The sequence below is a fragment of the Variovorax atrisoli 110B genome, from assembly GCF_000382045.1.
Classification (GTDB): Bacteria; Pseudomonadota; Gammaproteobacteria; order Burkholderiales; family Burkholderiaceae_C; genus Variovorax; species Variovorax atrisoli.
Genome location: NZ_KB907457.1, coordinates 56,379 through 74,829 on the forward strand (window position 1 = coordinate 56,379; position 18,451 = coordinate 74,829).

At 69.7% G+C, this 18,451-nt stretch carries 20 protein-coding genes; 12 read left to right on the forward strand and 8 right to left on the reverse strand.

Annotation, left to right across the window (positions count from 1 at the left end; translation table 11 throughout):
• Together G369_RS0121665 and G369_RS0121670 are read left to right on the forward strand one after the other, a co-directional pair.
• Positions 1 to 1,758 carry an acyl-CoA dehydrogenase family protein gene (locus G369_RS0121665; RefSeq protein ID WP_019656135.1) on the forward strand — a complete coding sequence of 586 codons (1,758 nt, stop codon included), beginning with the start codon at positions 1 to 3 and terminating at the stop codon, positions 1,756 to 1,758.
• A 46-nt stretch (positions 1,759 to 1,804) separates the two neighbouring features.
• Positions 1,805 to 2,299, forward strand: a complete 495-nt coding sequence (locus G369_RS0121670; protein WP_019656136.1) for a MarR family winged helix-turn-helix transcriptional regulator — start codon at positions 1,805 to 1,807, stop codon at positions 2,297 to 2,299.
• A 24-nt stretch (positions 2,300 to 2,323) separates the two neighbouring features.
• On the opposite strand, the gene G369_RS0121675 is transcribed toward G369_RS0121670, so the two are convergent.
• Positions 2,324 to 2,977 (reverse strand): TetR/AcrR family transcriptional regulator, encoded by a 654-nt coding sequence (locus G369_RS0121675; RefSeq protein WP_019656137.1) that lies wholly within the window; start codon positions 2,975 to 2,977, stop codon positions 2,324 to 2,326.
• 132 nt (positions 2,978 to 3,109) lie between these two features.
• Between G369_RS0121675 and G369_RS0121680 the strand changes: the two genes are divergently transcribed.
• The 5 genes from G369_RS0121680 (at position 3,110) to G369_RS0121700 (ending at position 6,487) form a co-directional block, all read left to right on the forward strand.
• Complete coding sequence (locus G369_RS0121680; protein WP_019656138.1) at positions 3,110 to 3,547, forward strand: VOC family protein; 438 nt, start codon at positions 3,110 to 3,112, stop codon at positions 3,545 to 3,547.
• A 43-nt stretch (positions 3,548 to 3,590) separates the two neighbouring features.
• Positions 3,591 to 4,118, forward strand: coding sequence for an SRPBCC family protein (locus G369_RS0121685; protein WP_019656139.1), 528 nt, complete (start codon positions 3,591 to 3,593; stop codon positions 4,116 to 4,118).
• Between the two features lie 17 nt (positions 4,119 to 4,135).
• On the forward strand, positions 4,136 to 4,555 hold the full coding sequence (locus tag G369_RS0121690; protein ID WP_019656140.1) for a VOC family protein: 420 nt from the start codon (positions 4,136 to 4,138) through the stop codon (positions 4,553 to 4,555).
• 35 nt (positions 4,556 to 4,590) lie between these two features.
• Positions 4,591 to 6,057: a DHA2 family efflux MFS transporter permease subunit gene (locus tag G369_RS0121695; protein WP_019656141.1), complete on the forward strand. Its 1,467-nt coding sequence runs from the start codon at positions 4,591 to 4,593 to the stop codon at positions 6,055 to 6,057.
• 70 nt (positions 6,058 to 6,127) lie between these two features.
• Positions 6,128 to 6,487, forward strand: a complete 360-nt coding sequence (locus G369_RS0121700) for a DUF1428 domain-containing protein (protein ID WP_019656142.1) — start codon at positions 6,128 to 6,130, stop codon at positions 6,485 to 6,487.
• A 43-nt stretch (positions 6,488 to 6,530) separates the two neighbouring features.
• Here G369_RS0121700 and G369_RS0121705 read toward each other — a convergent pair whose 3' ends face one another.
• The 3 genes from G369_RS0121705 to G369_RS0121715 all read right to left on the reverse strand — a co-directional run bounded on the left by G369_RS0121705 (position 6,531) and on the right by G369_RS0121715 (position 9,956).
• Complete coding sequence (locus G369_RS0121705) at positions 6,531 to 7,289, reverse strand: sulfite exporter TauE/SafE family protein (RefSeq protein WP_019656143.1); 759 nt, start codon at positions 7,287 to 7,289, stop codon at positions 6,531 to 6,533.
• 86 nt (positions 7,290 to 7,375) lie between these two features.
• Positions 7,376 to 8,221, reverse strand: a complete 846-nt coding sequence (locus tag G369_RS0121710; RefSeq protein WP_019656144.1) for an intradiol ring-cleavage dioxygenase — start codon at positions 8,219 to 8,221, stop codon at positions 7,376 to 7,378.
• A gap of 133 nt (positions 8,222 to 8,354) precedes the next feature.
• On the reverse strand, positions 8,355 to 9,956 hold the full coding sequence (locus tag G369_RS0121715; RefSeq protein ID WP_019656145.1) for a glycosyltransferase family 39 protein: 1,602 nt from the start codon (positions 9,954 to 9,956) through the stop codon (positions 8,355 to 8,357).
• Between the two features lie 201 nt (positions 9,957 to 10,157).
• On the opposite strand from G369_RS0121715, the gene G369_RS0121720 reads away from it, so the two are divergent.
• Positions 10,158 to 11,078 (forward strand): LysR family transcriptional regulator, encoded by a 921-nt coding sequence (locus G369_RS0121720; RefSeq protein ID WP_019656146.1) that lies wholly within the window; start codon positions 10,158 to 10,160, stop codon positions 11,076 to 11,078.
• 235 nt (positions 11,079 to 11,313) lie between these two features.
• Positions 11,314 to 11,787 carry a DoxX family protein gene (locus tag G369_RS0121725; RefSeq protein ID WP_019656147.1) on the forward strand — a complete coding sequence of 158 codons (474 nt, stop codon included), beginning with the start codon at positions 11,314 to 11,316 and terminating at the stop codon, positions 11,785 to 11,787.
• Between the two features lie 117 nt (positions 11,788 to 11,904).
• Here the strand turns inward: G369_RS0121725 and G369_RS0121730 are convergent, their stop codons facing one another.
• The gene (locus G369_RS0121730) at positions 11,905 to 12,618 is read right to left on the reverse strand and encodes a Crp/Fnr family transcriptional regulator (RefSeq protein ID WP_019656148.1); all 714 of its coding nucleotides are present in this window, start codon (positions 12,616 to 12,618) and stop codon (positions 11,905 to 11,907) included.
• A 69-nt stretch (positions 12,619 to 12,687) separates the two neighbouring features.
• Here G369_RS0121730 and G369_RS0121735 point away from each other — a divergent pair, with 69 nt between their 5' ends.
• The 3 genes from G369_RS0121735 (at position 12,688) to G369_RS0121745 (ending at position 15,319) form a co-directional block, all read left to right on the forward strand.
• Positions 12,688 to 14,397 (forward strand): adenylate/guanylate cyclase domain-containing protein, encoded by a 1,710-nt coding sequence (locus G369_RS0121735; protein ID WP_019656149.1) that lies wholly within the window; start codon positions 12,688 to 12,690, stop codon positions 14,395 to 14,397.
• 120 nt (positions 14,398 to 14,517) lie between these two features.
• Positions 14,518 to 14,907 (forward strand): hypothetical protein, encoded by a 390-nt coding sequence (locus G369_RS0121740; RefSeq protein WP_019656150.1) that lies wholly within the window; start codon positions 14,518 to 14,520, stop codon positions 14,905 to 14,907.
• 31 nt (positions 14,908 to 14,938) lie between these two features.
• On the forward strand, positions 14,939 to 15,319 hold the full coding sequence (locus G369_RS0121745) for a hypothetical protein (RefSeq protein WP_019656151.1): 381 nt from the start codon (positions 14,939 to 14,941) through the stop codon (positions 15,317 to 15,319).
• Between the two features lie 9 nt (positions 15,320 to 15,328).
• Here the strand turns inward: G369_RS0121745 and G369_RS0121750 are convergent, their stop codons facing one another.
• From G369_RS0121750 to G369_RS36140, 3 genes are all read right to left on the reverse strand, one after another.
• Entirely contained in the window at positions 15,329 to 16,393 is a 1,065-nt protein-coding gene (locus G369_RS0121750; protein ID WP_019656152.1) for a maleylacetate reductase, read from the reverse strand.
• 167 nt (positions 16,394 to 16,560) lie between these two features.
• Entirely contained in the window at positions 16,561 to 17,598 is a 1,038-nt protein-coding gene (gene rtcA / locus G369_RS0121755) for an RNA 3'-terminal phosphate cyclase (protein WP_019656153.1), read from the reverse strand.
• Positions 17,591 to 18,445, reverse strand: a complete 855-nt coding sequence (locus G369_RS36140) for a nucleotidyltransferase domain-containing protein (RefSeq protein ID WP_019656154.1) — start codon at positions 18,443 to 18,445, stop codon at positions 17,591 to 17,593. Before G369_RS36140 ends, rtcA begins: the two co-directional genes overlap by 8 nt.
• Positions 18,446 to 18,451: the final 6 nt, after the last annotated feature.

Below are 18,451 nucleotides of genomic sequence, written 5' to 3' on the forward strand. Positions count from 1 at the left end.
ATGGATTACCAGCCCCGCCCCGACGACATCCGCTTCCTGCTGAACGCGGTGCTCGACGCCCCCGCGCGCCTTGCCGCGCTCGCGCCCTTTGCCGAAGTCGACGAGGCGCTGCAGTCGCAGGTGCTCGAGGAGGCGGGTCGATTCGTCGGCGAGGTGGTGGCGCCGATCAACCGCGGCGGCGACGAGATCGGCTGTCGCTTCTCGGACGGCGACGTCGTCTCGCCGCCGGGCTTCCGCGATGCGTACCAGGCCTTCGTCGACGGTGGCTGGCCCGCTCTCTCGGCCGCGCAGGAAGACGGCGGCCAGGGCCTGCCGGCGGTGCTGGAAGCGGTGCTCTACGAATGGCTGGCCGCGGCCAACCATGGCCTCACGATGGCACCGGGCCTGCTGCATGGCGCGTACGCCTGCCTCAAGCACCACGGCAGCGAGGAGCTGAAGCAGCGCTACCTGCAGAAGATCGCGACCGGCGAATGGCTCGCGACCATGTGCCTCACCGAGGCCCACGCGGGCAGCGACCTGGGACAGGTGCGCACGCGCGCGGTCCCGCAAGCCGACGGCAGCCTGCGGGTGAGCGGCAGCAAGATCTTCATCTCCGGCGGCGAGCACGACCTGACGCCGAACATCGTCCACCTCGTGCTGTGCCGCCTGCCCGATGCGCCGGCCGGGCCCAAGGGTCTGTCCCTCGCACTGGTGCCCAAGGTGCTGCCCGACGGCACGCGCAATGCGGTGCACTGCGAGCGCATCGAGGAAAAGATGGGCCTGCACGGCAGCCCCACCTGCAGCATGCGCTTCGACGAGGCCACCGGCTGGCTGGTCGGCGAACCGGGCCGCGGGCTGGCCGCGATGTTCGTGATGATGAATTCGGCGCGGCTGCACGTGGCGCTGCAGGGCATCGGCCTGCTCGACGCGGCCTGGCAGAAGGCCGACGCCTATGCCGCCGAGCGCCGCCAGATGCGCGCGCCGGGCCCCGTGCCCGCCAGCCGCGGCGGCGAGAGCGCCGACCTGATCGCGGAGCACCCGGCGGTGCGCCGCATCCTCGACACGCAGCGCGCCTGGATCGACGGTGCGCGCGCCATCGCCTATCGCAGCGCGCTGATGCTCGACGTGGCCGAACACGACGCCGACCCCAAGGCCCGCGAGCGCGCGCAGCGCTGGTGCTCGCTGGTCACGCCGGTGCTCAAGGCCGCGTGCACGCACCAGGCCTTCCACGGCGCGAGCGAATGCCTGCAGGTGTTCGGCGGCCACGGCTACGTGCGCGAGTGGGGCATCGAGCAGATCGTGCGCGACTCGCGGGTGACCATGATCTACGAGGGCACCAACGAGATCCAGGCCATCGACCTGCTCGTGCGCAAGGTGCTGCCCGACGCCGGCGCCGCCATGTCGGCCGTGCTGCTGGAGCTGCGCGACACGCTGGACGCCTCTCGCGAGGCCGACGCCGACGTGCAGCGCCGGCTGGCGCAGCTGCGCTACATGGGCACCACCATCGCGATGGCGGCGCATGCCAACCCGGTGCTGCCGTACGAGGTGGCCGACGACTACCTGCGCGTGACCATGCTCGCGCTGATGGCGTGGGCCTGGGCGCGCATCGAGGCTGCGGCGCCGCAGGATGCGGCCAGGGCCCGCGCGGGCGCCGCCTTCCGGCGCTGGGTGCTGCCGGAGTTCGAGATGCGCATGGGCATCATCAAGCGCTCCTGCGAGACGGTGGCGCTGACACATGCGGCCCAGGCGGCCGCGCCCGGCGTCGGTGTCTCCAACTAGCCACTCCGGGCATTCGCGGCAGTCGGCGCGGGGTTACGCTCGGGCCATGGCCTCCAACCCGAAATCCGCTTCCGCCAAAGGCGAACAGGCCGCGGCGCCGCAAGGCAGCAAGCCCGACCGGCTCGACACGCGCATGCTCGAAACCCTGGTCGGCTACAACGCCCGCCGGGCCTGGCTGATCGTCAGCGCCTTCTTCGCGGAGCGCATGGCGCCCTACGGGCTCAAGCAGATCGACTTCTCGGTGCTCTCGCTGCTGGCCCACAACCCGGGCGCCACCTCGCGGCAGCTGTGCAATGCGCTGGATATCCTGCCGCCCAACCTGGTGAGCCTGGTGGCCACGCTCGACAGCCGCGGGTTGATCGAGCGCCGCCCTCATCCGCACGACGGGCGCGCCGTCGGCCTGCATCTCACTGCCGCCGGAGAAACATTGATCCGCGAGGCGGAGCAGACCGTGATCCAGCTCGAGGCCGATGCCAGCGCCAAGCTCACGGCGCGGGAGCGCGAGACGCTGATACGGCTGCTGCAGAAGATCTATCTGTAGAAACGGTCTGTCGAAGCGCCGGCCTCAGAGGCCCCGCTCGACCATGTCGATGAGCTGCTGGCCCAGCTTGTAGGCCGCCTCGGGCGGTATCTCGCGCAGCGGCCCGTCGATGATGAGCAGCGCCAGCCCATGCACCGCGCTCCAGGCGCAGTACTCCGCGTTCGGGCGCCGCGCCGGGTCGAGCACGCCGGCGTCCACCAGCCGGTCGATGGCCTTCCCCAGCAGCTGGAACGGATCGAGCCCGCTCTCGCCGGCCTTGCCGGGGCCGAGTTCGCCGCGGCCCTCGTCGGAGATCACGAAGGCGGTGCGGAACAGGCCCGGCTCGGCCTGGGCGAAACGCAGGTAGGCGGTGCCGACGGCGCGCACCTGGCCGCGCGCGAAGTCGGCGGGCGGCTGGTCGCAGGGCTGGGCCGCCAGTTCCTTTTCCATGGCCTGCGCCGCCGCCGCCAGCGCCGCCTCGCGCACCGCGAGCAGCAGCTCCTGCCGGCTGCCGAAATGCCGGTAGGCCGCGTTGGGCACCACGCCGACGCGCCGGGTGGCCTCGCGCAACACGACCGCGTCGGGACCGCCGTCGCGGGCCAGTTCGATGCCTGCTTCCAGCAGCGCCCGGCGCAGATCGCCGTGGCGATACGTGCTGCGCGCGGGCGGCAGGCTTTCGGGGACGTTGTTGAGCTTCATCGCTTCTCCATGTGGACACTGTCCATTATCTCTGTTATTCTTTGTGGACGGTGTACACAAAGTAATCCGATTGTTTGCGGCCCATGACACCGGCGGGCCTCCGAGTCACCTCACCAGTCCAAAGGAATCGTCATGAAAGTCCAGTCGTATCTCTCGTTCGAAGGCCGCTGCGACGAAGCGCTCGGCTTCTACAGGAAGGCGCTCGGCGCCGAGGTCACGCAGCTCATGCGCTACAAGGAAGCACCCGCGGGCGCTCCGTCGGAAGCCGAAGAAACCGGCTGCGCCGGCGGCATGCCCGATGCCGAGAAGGTGATGCACGCGGTGTTCCGCATCGGCGAGACCGAGCTGATGGCCTCCGACGGCCGCTGCTCGGGCCAGCCGAAGTTCGAGGGCATCATGCTCGCGCTCACCGCCAGCACCGACGCCGAAGCCGTCAAGTGGTTCGACGCGCTGGCCGAAGGCGGCCAGGTCATGCAGCCGCTGATCCCGACCTTCTTCACTTCCAAGTTCGGCATGCTGACCGACCGCTTCGGCGTGGGCTGGCTGCTGGTGGTCGCGCAGCCGGGCTGACCGGCCTTTCCCTCGCATCAGGATCCCAGAGAAAGCTCCACCCATGCTCAAGAAAATCGCCCTCGTCGTCGTGCTCGCGATCGCCGCGCTGCTGATCTATGCGGCCACCCGGCCCGACACATTCCGCGTCGAACGCACCGCGCGCATCGAGGCTCCGGCCGAGAAGATATTTCCGCTGATCGACGACTTCCACCGCTGGGGCACCTGGTCGCCCTACGAGAAGCTCGACCCCGCCATGAAGCGCAGCTTCGGCGGCAGTGCGAGCGGCAAGGGCGCGACCTATGCGTGGGAAGGCAACGACAAGGCGGGCGCGGGCCGCATGGAGATCGTGGAGTCCACGCCTTCGTCGAAGGTCGCGATCAAGCTCGACTTCATCAAGCCCTTCGAGGGCCACAACACCGCCGAATTCACGCTTCAGCCCCAGGGCGGCGCGACGCAGGTCACCTGGGCCATGTACGGCCCGAGCCCCTACATCGCCAGGCTCATGGGCATCTTCTTCAACATGGACCAGATGATCGGCAAGGACTTCGAGACGGGTCTTGCCAACCTGAAGGCCGCCACCGAAAAGTAACCGCGAAAGGAAACACCATGCCCAACATCCACGCCTACCTCACCTTCGACGGCAACGCAGCCGAGGCCATGCGCTTCTACGAGAAGACGCTCGGCGGCACCATGCAGATGATGATGACCGTCGGCGACGCGCCCGACACCGAGCAGTTCCCGCCCGAGGCGAAAAAGCGCCTCATGCATGCCTCGCTCGCCTACGGCGGCGGCATCCTGATGGCCTCCGACTCCATGCCCGGCCAGCCGTACCAGGGCATGAAGGGCTTCGGCGTCGCGCTGACCATCGAGACCGTGGCCGAGGCCCGGCGCGTCTTCGACGCCTTCGCCGAGGGCGGCCATGTGGGCATGCCCTTCGAGAAGACCTTCTGGGTCGAAGGCTTCGGCATGGTGACCGACCGCTTCGGCACCCCGTGGCTCATCAACGGCGGCAAGCCGCTGGTCTGAGCCCCTCACCCTCCACTCCAAGAAATCCGCTTCCCATGACCAACCAACTCGACAGCCGCAAGCGCTGGCTCGCATTGATGGTGCTGTGCCTGGGCGTCCTGATGATCGTGCTCGACACCACCATCGTGAACGTGGCGCTGCCCTCGATCCGTACCGACCTGGGCTTCACCGAGACCTCGCTGGTCTGGGTGGTGAACGCCTACATGCTGACCTTCGGCGGCTTCCTGCTGCTCGGAGGCCGGCTGGGCGACCTGTACGGCCATCGCCGCGTGTTCCTCGCGGGCCTGGTGCTGTTCACGCTGGCATCGCTGGCCTGCGGGGTCTCGACCTCGCAGGGCCTGCTGGTGACGGCGCGCGCGGTGCAGGGCCTGGGCGGAGCGGTGGTGTCGGCCGTGTCGCTCTCGCTGATCATGAATCTCTTCACCGAACCGGCCGACCGCGCCAAGGCGATGGGCGTGTACGGCTTCGTGTGCGCCGGCGGCGGCAGCATCGGTGTGCTGCTGGGCGGCCTGCTCACGAGCACGCTGAGCTGGCACTGGATCTTCCTGGTGAACCTGCCGATCGGCGTGGCGGTGTATGCGCTGTGCGTGGCGCTTCTGCCCAGCGCGCGCGGCCATGCGCACGGCGAGAAGCTCGACGTGGCGGGCGCCATCACCGTGACGCTGTCGCTCATGCTCGCGGTGTACGGCGTGGTCAACGGCAACGAGGCCGGCTGGGGCTCCACGCAGACCCTGGGCCTGCTTGGCGCCGCGGTGGTGCTGCTGGCGATCTTCATCGCCATCGAAGCGCGCGTGCAGCATCCGCTGATGCCGCTGGGTCTCTTCAAGCTGCGCAGCGTGTCGGTGGCCAACGTGGTCGGCGTGCTGTGGGCGGCGGCCATGTTCGCGTGGTTCTTCATCTCGGCGCTCTACATGCAGCTGGTGCTGAACTACACGCCGATGCAGATCGGCCTGGCCTTCCTGCCGGCCAACATCATCATGGCGGTGTTCTCGCTGGGCCTGTCGGCCAGGATCGTGATGCGCTTCGGCATCCGCAAGCCGCTGGCGGCGGGACTGTGGCTCGCGGCCATCGGGCTGGCGCTGTTCGCGCGCGCGCCGGTCAACGGCAGCTTCGCGCTCGACGTGCTGCCCGGCATGATGCTGCTGGGCCTGGGCGCGGGCATGGCCTTCAACCCGGTGCTGCTGGCCGCGATGAGCGAAGTGAGCCCCTCCGACTCGGGCCTGGCCTCGGGCGTGGTCAACACCTCCTTCATGATGGGCGGCGCGCTGGGCCTGGCCGTGCTGGCAAGCGCCGCCGCCGCGCGCTCCGCATCGATGGAAGCTGCCGGTGCGCAACTGCCGCTGGCACTCACCGGCGGCTACAACCTCGCGTTCCTCGTCGGCGCCGTGTTCGCGGCGGTGGCGGGTCTGCTCGGTGCCTTGCTGCTTCGCTCCGCCATGCCGGGGCAGACGCAGAACAACGAAGAAACAGCAGCACCCCACGAAACGGCGGCCTCGCAATGAGCGGCAACCAGCCATGCAACCGCCGGTCTTCTTTCTTCAACGGTTCCACAGACTCTTCAGGAGAACAACCATGGCTCGCTATGTAGACGGCTTCGTCCTCGCCATTCCCTCGGCCAACGTCGAGGCCTACCGCAAGCTGGCGCGCAAGGCCGGCAAGGTGTGGATGGAGTACGGCGCACTCGAATACGTGGAGTGCATCGCCGACGACGTGAAGCCGGGCAAGCTCACGTCATTTCCGCAGAGCGTGAAGCAGAAGCCCGACGAGACCGTCGCCTTCTCGTGGATCGTCTACAAGTCGCGCAAGCACCGCGACGCCGTCAACGCGAAGGTCATGGCCGACCCTCGCATCACGGGGATGGACCCCAAGACCATGCCCTTCGACAGCAAGCGGATGATCTTCGGCGGCTTCAAATCCATCGTTGAGTTCTAGGCTCGCCCCCAGGCTTCGCGCACTTCGTGTCGCTTCGCCGGCCTCATGCCAGAAAGCCGTCATAGACGAGCTTGAGTCCTGTCAGGAACATGCCCAGATACACGAAGCGATAGAACCACGTCGCATCGATGCGCCGCGCGATGCGGATGCCGACCCATACGCCCAAGGGCGCGATCGGCATCAGCACCAGCGAGGTGGCGAGCGTGCGGAAGTCGAGCAGGCCGAGCCATGCGTAGGGAATCCACTTGCTCAGGTTCACCACGAAGAAGAAGTAGGCCATGGTGGCCGTGAAGATCACCGGCGAGAGCCGCAGCGGAATGACGTAGGCGTTGATCGGCGGCCCGCCCGCGTGCGCGATGAAGCTGGTGAAGCCCGACACCGTCGTCAGCACCGCGCCGACGCCGCGCGAGGGCAATGGATCGTCGGGCTTGGGCGGAAAGAGCAGGCGCTGCGCCAGGAAGAGCAGCGTGAACACGCCGACGATGCCCGCCACCGTGTGCGCCGAGAGCACGCGGAACAGCAGCGTGCCGATCGCCGTGCCCAGCAGCCCGAACGGAATCAGGAACTTCAGCAGCGTGCGGTCGAAGTCGCGCCGGAACGCCGCGAGGCCCAGCAGGTCCATCAGCAGCAGCAGCGGCATCAGGATGGCGGCCGCCTGCGGCACCGTGACGGCCAGCGCCATCATCGGCACCGCGAGCGAGCCGAAGCCCGCGCCGAAGCCGCTCTTGCTGATGCCGAGCAGCAGCACGGCGGGAATGGCGACCGCGTAGAAGTACGGGTCGGTGATCAGGGGAAAAGCCATGGGGAAGGAAGACAAGAGAAAACCCGCCTGGGGGCGGGCTTGCCTTCCGAGCGTAGCAGCATGGCACCGCGCGTGCCGGCTGCGGGCTACCGCCGAGCCGTCTGCTTCAGCGGATTGAGCACGAAGTCGAAGTCCAGGCGCCAGCGGCCGTTGTCCTGCTTCTTCCATGGCGCGACCAGCGACTGGCGCACCGCGAACACCGCATCCGAATCCAGGTACTCGTCGCCGTCGCGGAACACGTGCGTGATGAGCCGCTCGTAGCCCGGCGCCTCGATCTTGAAGTGCAGGTGCGCGGGCCGCCATGGATGTCGCCTGGTCGCGCGCAGCAGGTCGCCCACCGGCCCGTCGACGGGGATCGGGTACGCCACCGCCACCACGCTGCGGAAGTGCAGCGAACCGTCGGGCCCGGTGCGCAGCGTGCCGCGGTTCTCCGCATGGTCGAGGCCGGCGTGCTGCACGTCGTAGTGGCCGCCCGCGTCGGCCTGCCACACGTCGACGACAGCATTCGCCACCGGCTCGCCGTCGAGGCCGCGCACCATGGCGAACACGTCGCAGGGCTCGCCCTCGGCGCCGTTGGCCACGTCGTCGCCGTGCTCGTACTCGGGCGCGCCCTCGAAGTAGAAGGGGCCGAACACGGTGGCCTCGGTACAGCCGGCCGGCTTGTCGTTGTTCATCGCGATGGTGAGCATCGACAGCCCCAGCACGTCCGACAGCAGGATGAACTCCTGCCGCTTGTCGTTGCACTTCTGCCCGGTGGCCGTGAGGTACTGGATGCCCTGGAACCATTCTTCCTCGGTGAGCTTCACCTCGCGCGCGAAGGCGTGAAGGTGCTGCACCAGGCTGGTCAGGATCTCGCGCAGGCGCGGGTCGGGCGTGTCGGCGAAGCGCGCGAGCACGGCCTGGGTGATGTTGTCCTGGTTGAGGTTGCGCATCGTGGCTGTCTCCGTGTTGTCCGGTCGTCGATCGACCGCAAGGAACTGTAGGGCGGGCGACACGGCGCTTGAAGCGCCACGGTGCAAATGATTTTTCCGTGCAGCGGAAAGGTCGCCGGGCGCCGGGCCCGGGTCAGGGCGAAGCCGGCGGCAGGCAGCTCCGCAGCTCTTCCCGCACGTCGCTGCCCGGCAGGATGCCCCAGCGCACCCGCACGCTGCGCGCGTCGTCCTCGCCCGCCCAGGGCATGCGCAGGCTGCCGGTGCAGCTGGCGGTGGCCAGCAGCGGCTCCAGCAGGGCGCCTTCGGAGCGGAATTCGGGCGTGTCGAGGATCAGCACCATGCCGCCCTCGCGCGCCAGTGCATCGGGCGGCAGCCATGGCGAGGTGCGCGGGTCGCCGTCGATCAGCAGCTGCACGTCCGGGTCCATGTGCAGCACCACCGCGCCGGCGAACCAGGTGTCGCCCACCATGAGCCGCAGCGGGCGGTCGCCCGCGCGCTCGCGCCATACGGCCTCGACGGCCTCGGCGATCCGGCCGGAAGGCAGGTTGGCGCGCGTGATGTAGCCGTGGCGCGCGCTCCAGACGCCGTCGACCCAGGCCTGGCCGAACGATCCGGCAACGTGCAGGACGGCGGCCGCGACGAGCGTGCCGATCCATCGGCGGCGCGTCCAGCGCTCGGCCTCCAGGCCCGGCACCACCATCGCCGCCCACACGGCGACCGGCAGGAAGAAGGTGCTGAGCCACGAAGCCACGAGGCGCATGTTGAAGAGCACCGACATCGTCAGCACCAGGCACACCGGCCCGAAGGTCGCCCAGGCGAGGAAGCGCCGGTCGAAGCCGCCGCGTGCCGTCTTCTGATCCTGCACGGCCCCTCTTTCGCGCATGAACCAGGCCCAGGCCACGAAAAGGAGCATCGGCGACAGCCGGGCGACCTGCACCAGCAGGATGCGAAGCGGCCGCGGATGCACGTGCTTGAGCAGCGGCCCCGAGGGATGCATCGAGTGCCGCGCGTAGCCGATGGTCTGGTCGCCGTGCTGCAGCAGCCACGCGAGGTGCGGCGCCATCAGCAGCAGCGCCACCCCGGCAGCGCGCAGCAGGTCGCGGCGCACGCGCGCATCGCGCCACGAGCCCTCCCAGGCGATGAAGCCCGCACCCACCGCGAACTGCACCAGGGCGCTGTACTTGGTGAGCATCGACAGCGCCGCGAACACGCCGAGCCAGAGCCAGTCGAAGCGGCCGCCCGCCGACGGCGTGCGCAGCACCCGCCAGAGCATCCACCAGTAGCCCGCCATGGGCAGCAGCTGCACCGTGTTGTGGTTGAAGATGGTGGCGCGCTGCACGTGGTAGGTCACGAGCGAGCCGAGCAGCACCGCCAGCGCCGCCCGCATCGGCGGCATCATGCCCAGCGACCAGCGCCACATGATGTAGAGCGCGCCCACGCCGCAGCCCACGCCCGCTGCATAGGTCAGCCAGGGCTGGCGGCCAGCCAGCAGGACCGGCAGGCCCATCAGCCAGCTCGGCAGCGGCGGGTGCTTGTAGTAGCCCCATTGCATGCTGCCGCCCCAGAAGAGCTCCTCGACGTTGTCCCAGGGCGGGGTCTCGTAGAAGCCGGCCATGGGCAGCGTCCAGAGCACGACCAGCGCCAGCAGCGCGATGACGACGGCGCCGTTCAGTGAAAGATGCCGAGCGGGAGCGGGCGCCGGACGGGCGCCGGGAAGGAAGGGCCAGGAATTCATTGCCTCCCTTTGTAAAGCTTCCGGCCTAACGGGACCTGACTGGAACCGGCTTTCGCCTGGCACCCGCGCGCGCCCCGCCCAGGGCGCGCCACATAGAATCCCCAGCCTGCCCGCCCGCAGGCGTCCGGGGCCCGGTTCAGCCCCGCGATCGGTCCGGCGAGAACCGCGCACGGCAGGCAAGCCCGGAGACAAAGAACGCCCATGGACCGCTGGACCGAAATCGCCCTGCTCGTGCAGATCGCCGATGCCGGCAGCCTGAGCCGCGCCGCCGAGGCGCTGGGCCTCTCGAACGCGGCCGCGAGCCGCCACCTGAGCGCGCTCGAGGAACGGCTGGGCGCGCGGCTGGTCGAGCGCAACACGCGCCGGCTCTACCTCACCGACACCGGCCGCGAGTTCTGCGGCCGCGCCCGCACCATCCTGGCCGACCTGTCGGACGCCGAATCGGCGGTGAACGCCACCGCGCTCAATCCCACGGGCACGCTGCGCGTGACGGCCTCGCTGTCGTTCTCGATCCACCACATCGCGCCGCTGCTGCGCGAGTACACCAACCGCTACCCCGGCGTGACGGTGCACGTGGAGGCGGCCAACCGCTACTTCGACCTGATCGACAACAACATCGACGTGGCGATCCGCACCCGCGAGTTCGAGCCCGATTCGAACGTGACCATCCGCCGGCTCGGCGAGACGCGGCGCATCCTGGCCGCCTCGCCGCGCTACTTCGCGCAGCACGGCTTCCCGAAGACGCTGGAAGAGCTGAAGCAGCACAAGCTGCTGATCTACACCCACGCCAACAACCCGAACGAGCTGCGCTTTCGCCGCGGGAACGAGACGCACACGGTGTCGGTCACCGGCCTGCTCGAATCGAACGACGGGCAGGTGCTGCGCGCCGCGGCGCTCGACGGCATGGGCATCCTGGTGCAGCCCACCTACATCGTCTACGACGACATCGTGGCCGGCCGGCTGGTGCCCACGCTGGACGACTGGGACCTGCCGCACCTGACCATCAACCTGGCCTACCCGAGCCGCAAACACCTGTCGGCCAAGGTGCGCAGCTTCATCGACTTCATGGCGGCGCACTTCCAGAAGATGGAATACGAGCGCAAGTGGACCGGGAGGTTCTAGGCTCGCCCCCAGGCTGCGCGCAATTCGTGCCGCTTTGCCGCCCTCGGCCGCGGCGACACCTTCGGCCCCGCAAACCGGTTGCGCCGCGTTCCACGAAAGGGAACGCGCCGCAGCCAATGCTTGAAACATGTGCGTAAACGCACATCCCCGCCTTTCGCAGCCCCGCACACTGGAACCGCAACCGCCGCATCCCGCGGCGGGCCCACCGTCTGTTTCCACCCTGCAAGGATCTGCCATGAACACCCAGGCCACCGCCGCCAACACCCCGCGTGCGCCGATCGCGTCGCCGCTGTCCGCCCTCTCCCCCTCGTCGCTGGACGATTCCGGCAAGCTGCTGATCCGCGTGACGGTCGGCTTCCTGGTGCTGCTGCACGGCATCTTCAAGCTCTCGGCCGGCGTGGGCTTCATCGCCGGCATGCTGGCCAAGGCCGGCCTGCCGGGCGGCATCGCCTACCTGGTCTACGTCGGCGAGATCGTCGCGCCGCTGCTGATGATCGCGGGCCTCTACACCCGCGCCGCCGCCGGCGTGGTGGTCATCAACATGCTGGTGGCCTTCGGCCTGGTGCACATGGCCGACTTCTTCGCGCTGACCAAGCAGGGCGGCTGGGCGCTGGAACTGCAGGGCCTGTACCTGTTCGGCGCGCTGACCGTGGTGCTGCTGGGCGCCGGCCGCTTCTCGCTGGGCGGCACCAAGGGCCGCTGGAACTGAGCGAGCCGGCGAATCATTCGTGGAACACCGCGCAACCGGCTTTGCCGGGCCGCAGTGTTGCTCCCGGAAGGGGGTCTGGCGCAGCGACCCGAAGCGCGCGAAGCCTCAGGGAAAGCCTCAATCGCCGCGTACCTGGGAGACCATCTGCTCCAGGCGGGCCACGTCGGCGACCAGAAGGGCCTTGTCGTCCTTGCTCAGGACGCCGCTGCGCGCCAGCGCGTTGAGCTCGCGGGTCACCTGCTCGCGGTTGGTGCTGATCTGGCTGGCCAGCGCCGCGTGCTTGGGCGCCGGGTCGAGCCGGGCCTGGTTGCCCTCGACGCCGGCAGCGCGGGCCAGGCGCAGCAACTCGGCATGCAGCCGGTTCTGCACGCCCAGGGTGCTCAGGTCGATCACCCGCTCCGACAGCTGCCGCACCAGCGTCGCCAGCCGCAGCATCACCCGGCCGGCCACCAGGGGCTCGTCGCGCAGAAGGGCCATGAAGGAGGCCCGGTCGAGGCTGGCGACCACGCTGGGCTCCAGCGTGACCACGTCGGCGGAGCGCGGGCCGCCGTCGATGGCGGAAATGTCTCCGAAGTGCTCGCCGGCTTCGGAATCGCGGAAGGTCACCTGCCGGCCGTTGGCCGAGTAGGTCGTCACCCTCACCCGGCCCGAGACCAGCAGGAACACCTCGCCCTGCTGCTCGGCGCGCAGCAGCAGGGGCTTGCCGGCCTCCACGCTGTGCCACAGGCATTGCTGGGCCAGCAGGTCCAGCCGCTGGTCTGAAAGGCCTTCGAGCAGCGCGATCTGGCGAAGCGCAAGGCTGGAACGGGGGGTAGGTTCGGGTCTGGCCATGCCGGGGGGGTCGGTGGTCAACGGGGATGGGCGCGCGGATTATGCTCGGGTGCCGCTTCGAACCCGTTCATGGCCAGACGTTCCCCAGAAGCCCCCTCCGACGCCTCCCCCGCCGCCGCGTTTTCGCTGAGACCGCCCACGCGGCGCAATCTGCGCTGGGCGAGCGGGCTGGTGCTGATGGCCTACGTCACGCTGCACCTGCTGAACCATTCGCTGGGCGTCTATTCGTTCGCCGCCGCCGAGACCATGCTGCGCGGCGTACAGGCCTTCTGGCACACCATCGCGGGCACCGCGCTGCTCTATGGCGCGGCCGCCACGCACCTCGCGCTGGCCGTGGTCGCCCTGTGGGAGCGGCGCACCCTGCGCATGCCCCCGCTCGAGGGCCTGCGCGTGGCGCTGGGTTTCGCGCTGCCGCTGCTGCTGGCCACACACCTCACGGCCATGCGCGGCGCCTACCAGGCCTACGGCATCGAGGGCTCGTACGTGCGCGTGGTCTGGGGGCTGTGGGACTGGCAGGGCGCCGCCGCGCAGCTGCTGATGCTGCTCGCGGCCTGGACCCACGGCTGCCTGGGCCTGCACTTCGCGCTGCGGGCCAAGCCGGCATGGCGGCGCTTCTCGCACCTGCTGCTGGCGGTGGCCGTGGTGCTGCCGCTGTCCGCCGCGATGGGCTTCGTTTCGATGGGGCGCGAGTTCCAGTGGACCGGCGTGCCGCCGGCCGCCCTGCCCACGGCCGAGCAGTCCAAGGCCCTGGGTACCGCCGAGAACGCAATCAAGTGGGGCTACGGCCTGGCGCTGGCGGCGCTGCTGGCGGCGCGCTGGGGCCGCAACAGCTTCTCGCGCTGGTCGCGCCAGCCGCAGGTGGCGCTGCGCTACCCCGGCCGCACGGTGCAGGTTCCGCGCGGGTGGAGCGTGCTGGAGGCGAGCCGCTCCCACGGCATCGACCACGTCTCGATCTGCGGCGGACGGGCGCGCTGCTCCACCTGCCGCGTGCGCGTGGCCGGCCCTGCCGAGCACATCGGCGAGCCGGGCCGCGACGAGCGGCGCACGCTCGACAGGGTGCGCGCGCCGGCCGACGTGCGGCTGGCCTGCCAGCTGCGCCCGCGCGGCGACATCGAGGTCACGCCGCTGTTCGCGCCGCTGCCCAACGAGGGCCGGCCCGCGCCGGTGGGCAGCTTCGGGCGCGAGCGCGACGTGGCGATCCTCTTCGTCGACCTGCGGCGGTGGTCGGGCCTGTCGGAGCGGCAGTGGCCCTTCGACCTGGCCTACGTGCTCGACCGCTACTTCGCCACCGTGGGCGCGGCCGTGCGCGAAAGCGGCGGCGTGCCCAACCAGTTCATCGGCGACAGCGTGATGGCGATCTTCGGCCTCGACTGCGACCTGCCCACCGCCTGCAGGCAGGCGATGCGCGCGACCGAGCTGATCGGCCAGCGCATGGACGCGTGGAGCGAAGGCTTCGAGGCGCAGTTCGGCCAGCGGCTGGAGTTCGGCATGGGCCTGCACGCGGGCCGTGCGGCGGTGGGCGAAGTGGGCTACCTGGAGACCACCACCTTCACCGCCATCGGCGAGGTGGTCAACACCGCGAGCCGGCTGCAGGACCATTCGAAGACCGCCGCCTCGCGCCTCGTGGTGTCGCTCTTCGCGGCCGAGCAGGCCGGCATGGCGCACGCCATGGGCGAGGCCGAAGTGCTGAAGGTGCGGGGCCGCTCGGAGCCCCTGGCGGTGCTGTACGCGCCGCAGGTGACGGCGACCGCGACTGCGGCGACAACGGCCTCCCTCTAGCTGTCAGTTGGCGAAAGCGGTGCGCAAACGCACATCGCGAACCACGATGCGGTTTCACACTGCATCCCGTGGCAACGACGAATGTCCGCCGCCCACACAGTCAGCAAAGGGACTCGCATCATGAACACCAAGCAACGCATCGCCGCTCTCTCCGCCATCGCATTCGCCATGCTCGGCGCAGCGGGCGCGGTCCACGCCGAAACCTATGAAGGCGTGCATCCGATCACCTCCGCCGCCAGCCGCGCCGACGTGCATGTCCAAGCCGTGGCCGCCGCGCGCACCGACAACCCCTATGCCGACGGCGCCAGCGCCGGCCCCGCCCCGGTGATCGCCTCGTCGACCAGCCGCGCCGCCGTGCGCGCCGAAGCCGTCGCCGCAGCGCGTGCCGACAACCCCTACGCCGAAGCCGCTTCGTCGGGCGTGGCCCCGATGGTGGCCAGCACCGTCGACCGCGCCGCCGTGCGTGCCGCAGCCCGCGCTGCCGCCCGTGGCGACGCACTGCCGCTCTGATCGGCCCGAACCACTCGAAAGGAATCTCGCAATGAACAACAAGCAACGCATCGCCGCATCCGCCCTCGCCGCAGCCTTCGCCATGCTGGGCGCGGCCGGCGCCCACGCCGAAGCCTATGAAGGCGTGCAGCCCCTCACCTCTTCCGCCAGCCGCAGCGACGTGAAGGCCGAAGCCGTGGCCGCGACGCGCGAAGGCAACCGCTATTCGGACGCCGCCGCCGAAGGTGCCGTGGCCTTCAGCTCCACGCTCGACCGCGCCACCGTGCGCGAGCAGGCCGTGGCCGCCGCCAACAACCCGCTGCAGAGCCTGGACCGCCGCGCCTTCTACCGCGACGAAGTGCCCGCGGCCTACAGGAAGCCCAGCGTCTCGTTCACGCGGCAGGCCAGCCTGCCGAGCACGGCACGCCCCTGACGCGCGGGCTCAGGGCCGCACGCCTTCCCAGGCGTTCTGCAGAAGCGCGCGGATCGCCGCGCGCTCCAGCGGGCGCGGGTTGGGGTACTGGTTCTTGAGCGCGTGCTCGCAGGCCAGGTCGAGATCGGCCTCCTTCATGCCGATGTCGCGCAGCGCGACCGGCGCGCCGTTGTCGCGGGCCAGGTCGTACACGGCCTGCGCGGCGCTGCCGCTTCCAGCCAGCGCCTTCACGATCTTCGCCATGGCTTCGGGCGCCGCCGCGTCGTTGTAGGCCAGCGCATGCGGCAGCACGATGGTGTGCGTCTCGGCATGCGGCAGGTTGAAGCTGCCGCCCAGCGTGTGGCACAGCTTGTGGTGAAGCGCCATGCCGACATTGCCCAGCACCGTGCCGCACAGCCATGCGCCGTAGAGCGCGTCGCTGCGGGCGGCCGGGTCCTTGGGCGTGGCGCGGATGGCCGGCAGCGCGCGGCCCAGCGCGGCGATGCCCTCCTGCGCCATCAGGTCCATGATCGGGTTCGAGTCGACCGCATAGAGTCCTTCGGCCGCGTGCGCGATGGCGTTGATGCCGCTGGTCACGCTCATGCCCACGGGCAGTCCGAGCGAGAGCTCGGGGTCGTAGATCACGGTGCGCGGCAGCACCCGGAAGTCCTTGCCCGTCTTCTTCATGCCGGCTTCGGTGATGCCGTAGATCGGCGTCATCTCGGAGCCCGCGTAGGTGGTCGGGATGGCGAGGATCGGCAGGCCCGAATCGAGCGCGATGGCCTTGCCCAGCCCGGTGGTGGAGCCGCCTCCGATGGCGACGGCGCAGTCGGCGCCGAGCTTGCCGGCCACCTCCCTCGCCTCGCGTGCGGTCTCGATGGGCACGTGCATCACGGCGCGGTCGAACACCCCCGCCGCATGGGCGCCGAGCATGTCGGCCACGCGCTCGGCCTGCGGGCGCTGCTCGGGCGTCGAGAGCACCAACGCCCGGCGCGCGCCGAGCGCATCGATCTCGCGGGCCAGGTGCTGCAGCGAACCTGCGCCGAAAACCACCCGCTGGGGTGCGCTGGTGTAGATGAACGAGGGTGTGGTCATGGCCTGGTGCCCTGTCTCCGGTGTCTCCGATAGATGTCTGCCTGGACGAATCCGTCCACCCCCCGGACCGTGCCGGGCCACCACGATACGCCGGCTCGCCCGCAGTTCAATGGCGGAAAACGAAAAGGAGTTTTCCGCCAGCCGCAGACACCGGCCTTGCGCCCGCCTCAGGCCGGCGCGACCTGCACCGTGCAGGCCTGGCGGCTCTCGGCGATCGCGAAGCGTACCGGCAGGAAGCGCTCGATCACCGCGCAGTTGGTGCGCGTGTGCTCGGTCACCTCGCTGCAGGTGAAGGCGCATTCCTTCTTGCCCTGCCACGCCGCGAGCGCCAGCAGCAGCGCCAGCTGGTCCGCCAGGTGCGGGCCCACGGCCGCCTCGCTCTTCTGGAACGAGCGCAGCTCCTTCACCAGCCCGTGCGCGACCTGCTCGGCGCTCAGCGACTTCTCGCCGAAGGCGGTGAAAACCTCGGTCACGTGCTCGTAGGCCAGCGTGGCAAGCAGCGCATTGCCCGGACCTTCGTTCTGGCGCGCTGAGCCGAAGTGCAGCTGCTCGCCCGACCAGCCCATCGCGCCGCCGAGCGTTTCGAGTTCGCGCGTCGGCACGTGGCGCGGGATGCCGGGCGCCAGGCATTCGGCGTAGTTCGACTGGTGCGCACCACGCGCCATCAGGTCGAAGGGCCGAAGCGCATCGGCTGCGGGCACGATGACCGCCTCGACCTCCCCACCGCCGGCCGGATAGAAGCCGCAGCGGCGCAGCGTCAGTTGCAGGTCCGCACCCAGTCGGCGCACCAGCGGGGCAAACGCACGCTCCAGGAAATGGAACGGCGGCGCCATCGGGTTGTGCGTGCCACCGCTCAGGTGCACGCGGCTCTGCGAACCGGCGAGCAGCAGAGGCGGAAGCACCGTCTGCAGCACAAGCATGCAGCTGCCCGCGCCAGAAATCGCGAAGCGGTACTCGCCAGCGCGCACCGGGCCGGGCGCGAAACGCAGCGACTGCGAGCCGAGCTCGGCGCCATCGACTTGCGCGCCGCTGATGGCAGCGGCCGCGTTCACGCAGGCGAGGTGCTGTCGCATCAGGCCCGGCTTGGCGCGACCGGCGCGGATCTTGTCGATGGCCATCGGCTGGCCCGTGACCATCGACAGCGCGAGGCTGGTGCGCAGGATCTGGCCGCCGCCCTCGCCCTGGGAACCGTCGAGTTCAACCATGCGGTGCCTCCTCCTGCTTCCTCTGCTGCTCGAAACGCAGCACAGTCTCGTGCAGGAAGTCATCGAGTCCTGCCTCCTCGGCACGCGGCAGTGGCGCCACCGACTCCACCGCGTTGGCCGCCAGCTCGGCTTCGATGAACGCATGGATGCCGCTCCAGCGCAGGCTGGTTGCGGCCTCGCCGGCGCGCATCTTCACTTCGAGCAGTGCGTTGATCTCGGCGATCAGCGCGGCATCGCGGACCGGGTCGAGCGTGCGCTGAGCGAGGTCGGCGAAGCGCATCGGAGGCACGCCGGGCTGCGTGCGGATCCAGCGCGCAGCCAGCAGCGGACGCAGCACGTAGAGGTACTTCTTGTAGCGAACCTCGTCGGCCTGCAGGTGCTCGCGGAAGTTCTTCTTCGCCATCGAGGCGTAGTGATGCCAGGCGCGTGCGTTCGAGAACACCGCCTCCGACAGTTCGCGAAAGCGTGGCATCGCCGTCGCGTCGTCGCGGTACACGACGGGAGAGCGCAGCCATTCGAGCAGCGTCGGGTTCGACTCGCGCATCAGGCCCAGGGCCTTGCGCAGGTCCCAGCCGTTGATGTCGAGGTCGCCGCTGATCGGCACCTCGATCACGTCCCGGCGCGGCATCACCGTGAGGTACCACGGCAGGCGGTTCACGTAGATGAAGCGCACGTCGTAGTCGCTGTCGGGCGAGGCGAAGCCCCAGCCGCGACTGCCGGATTCGCAGGCGAAGAGCACGGTCACGTCGTGCTTCGCCTCGATGTCGCTCAGCGCCTCCATGATCTGCGCGCGCATGGTGGGTTCGATCGGATGGGCGGAGCGCAGGAATTCTTCTTCGGTACTCATCTTCGG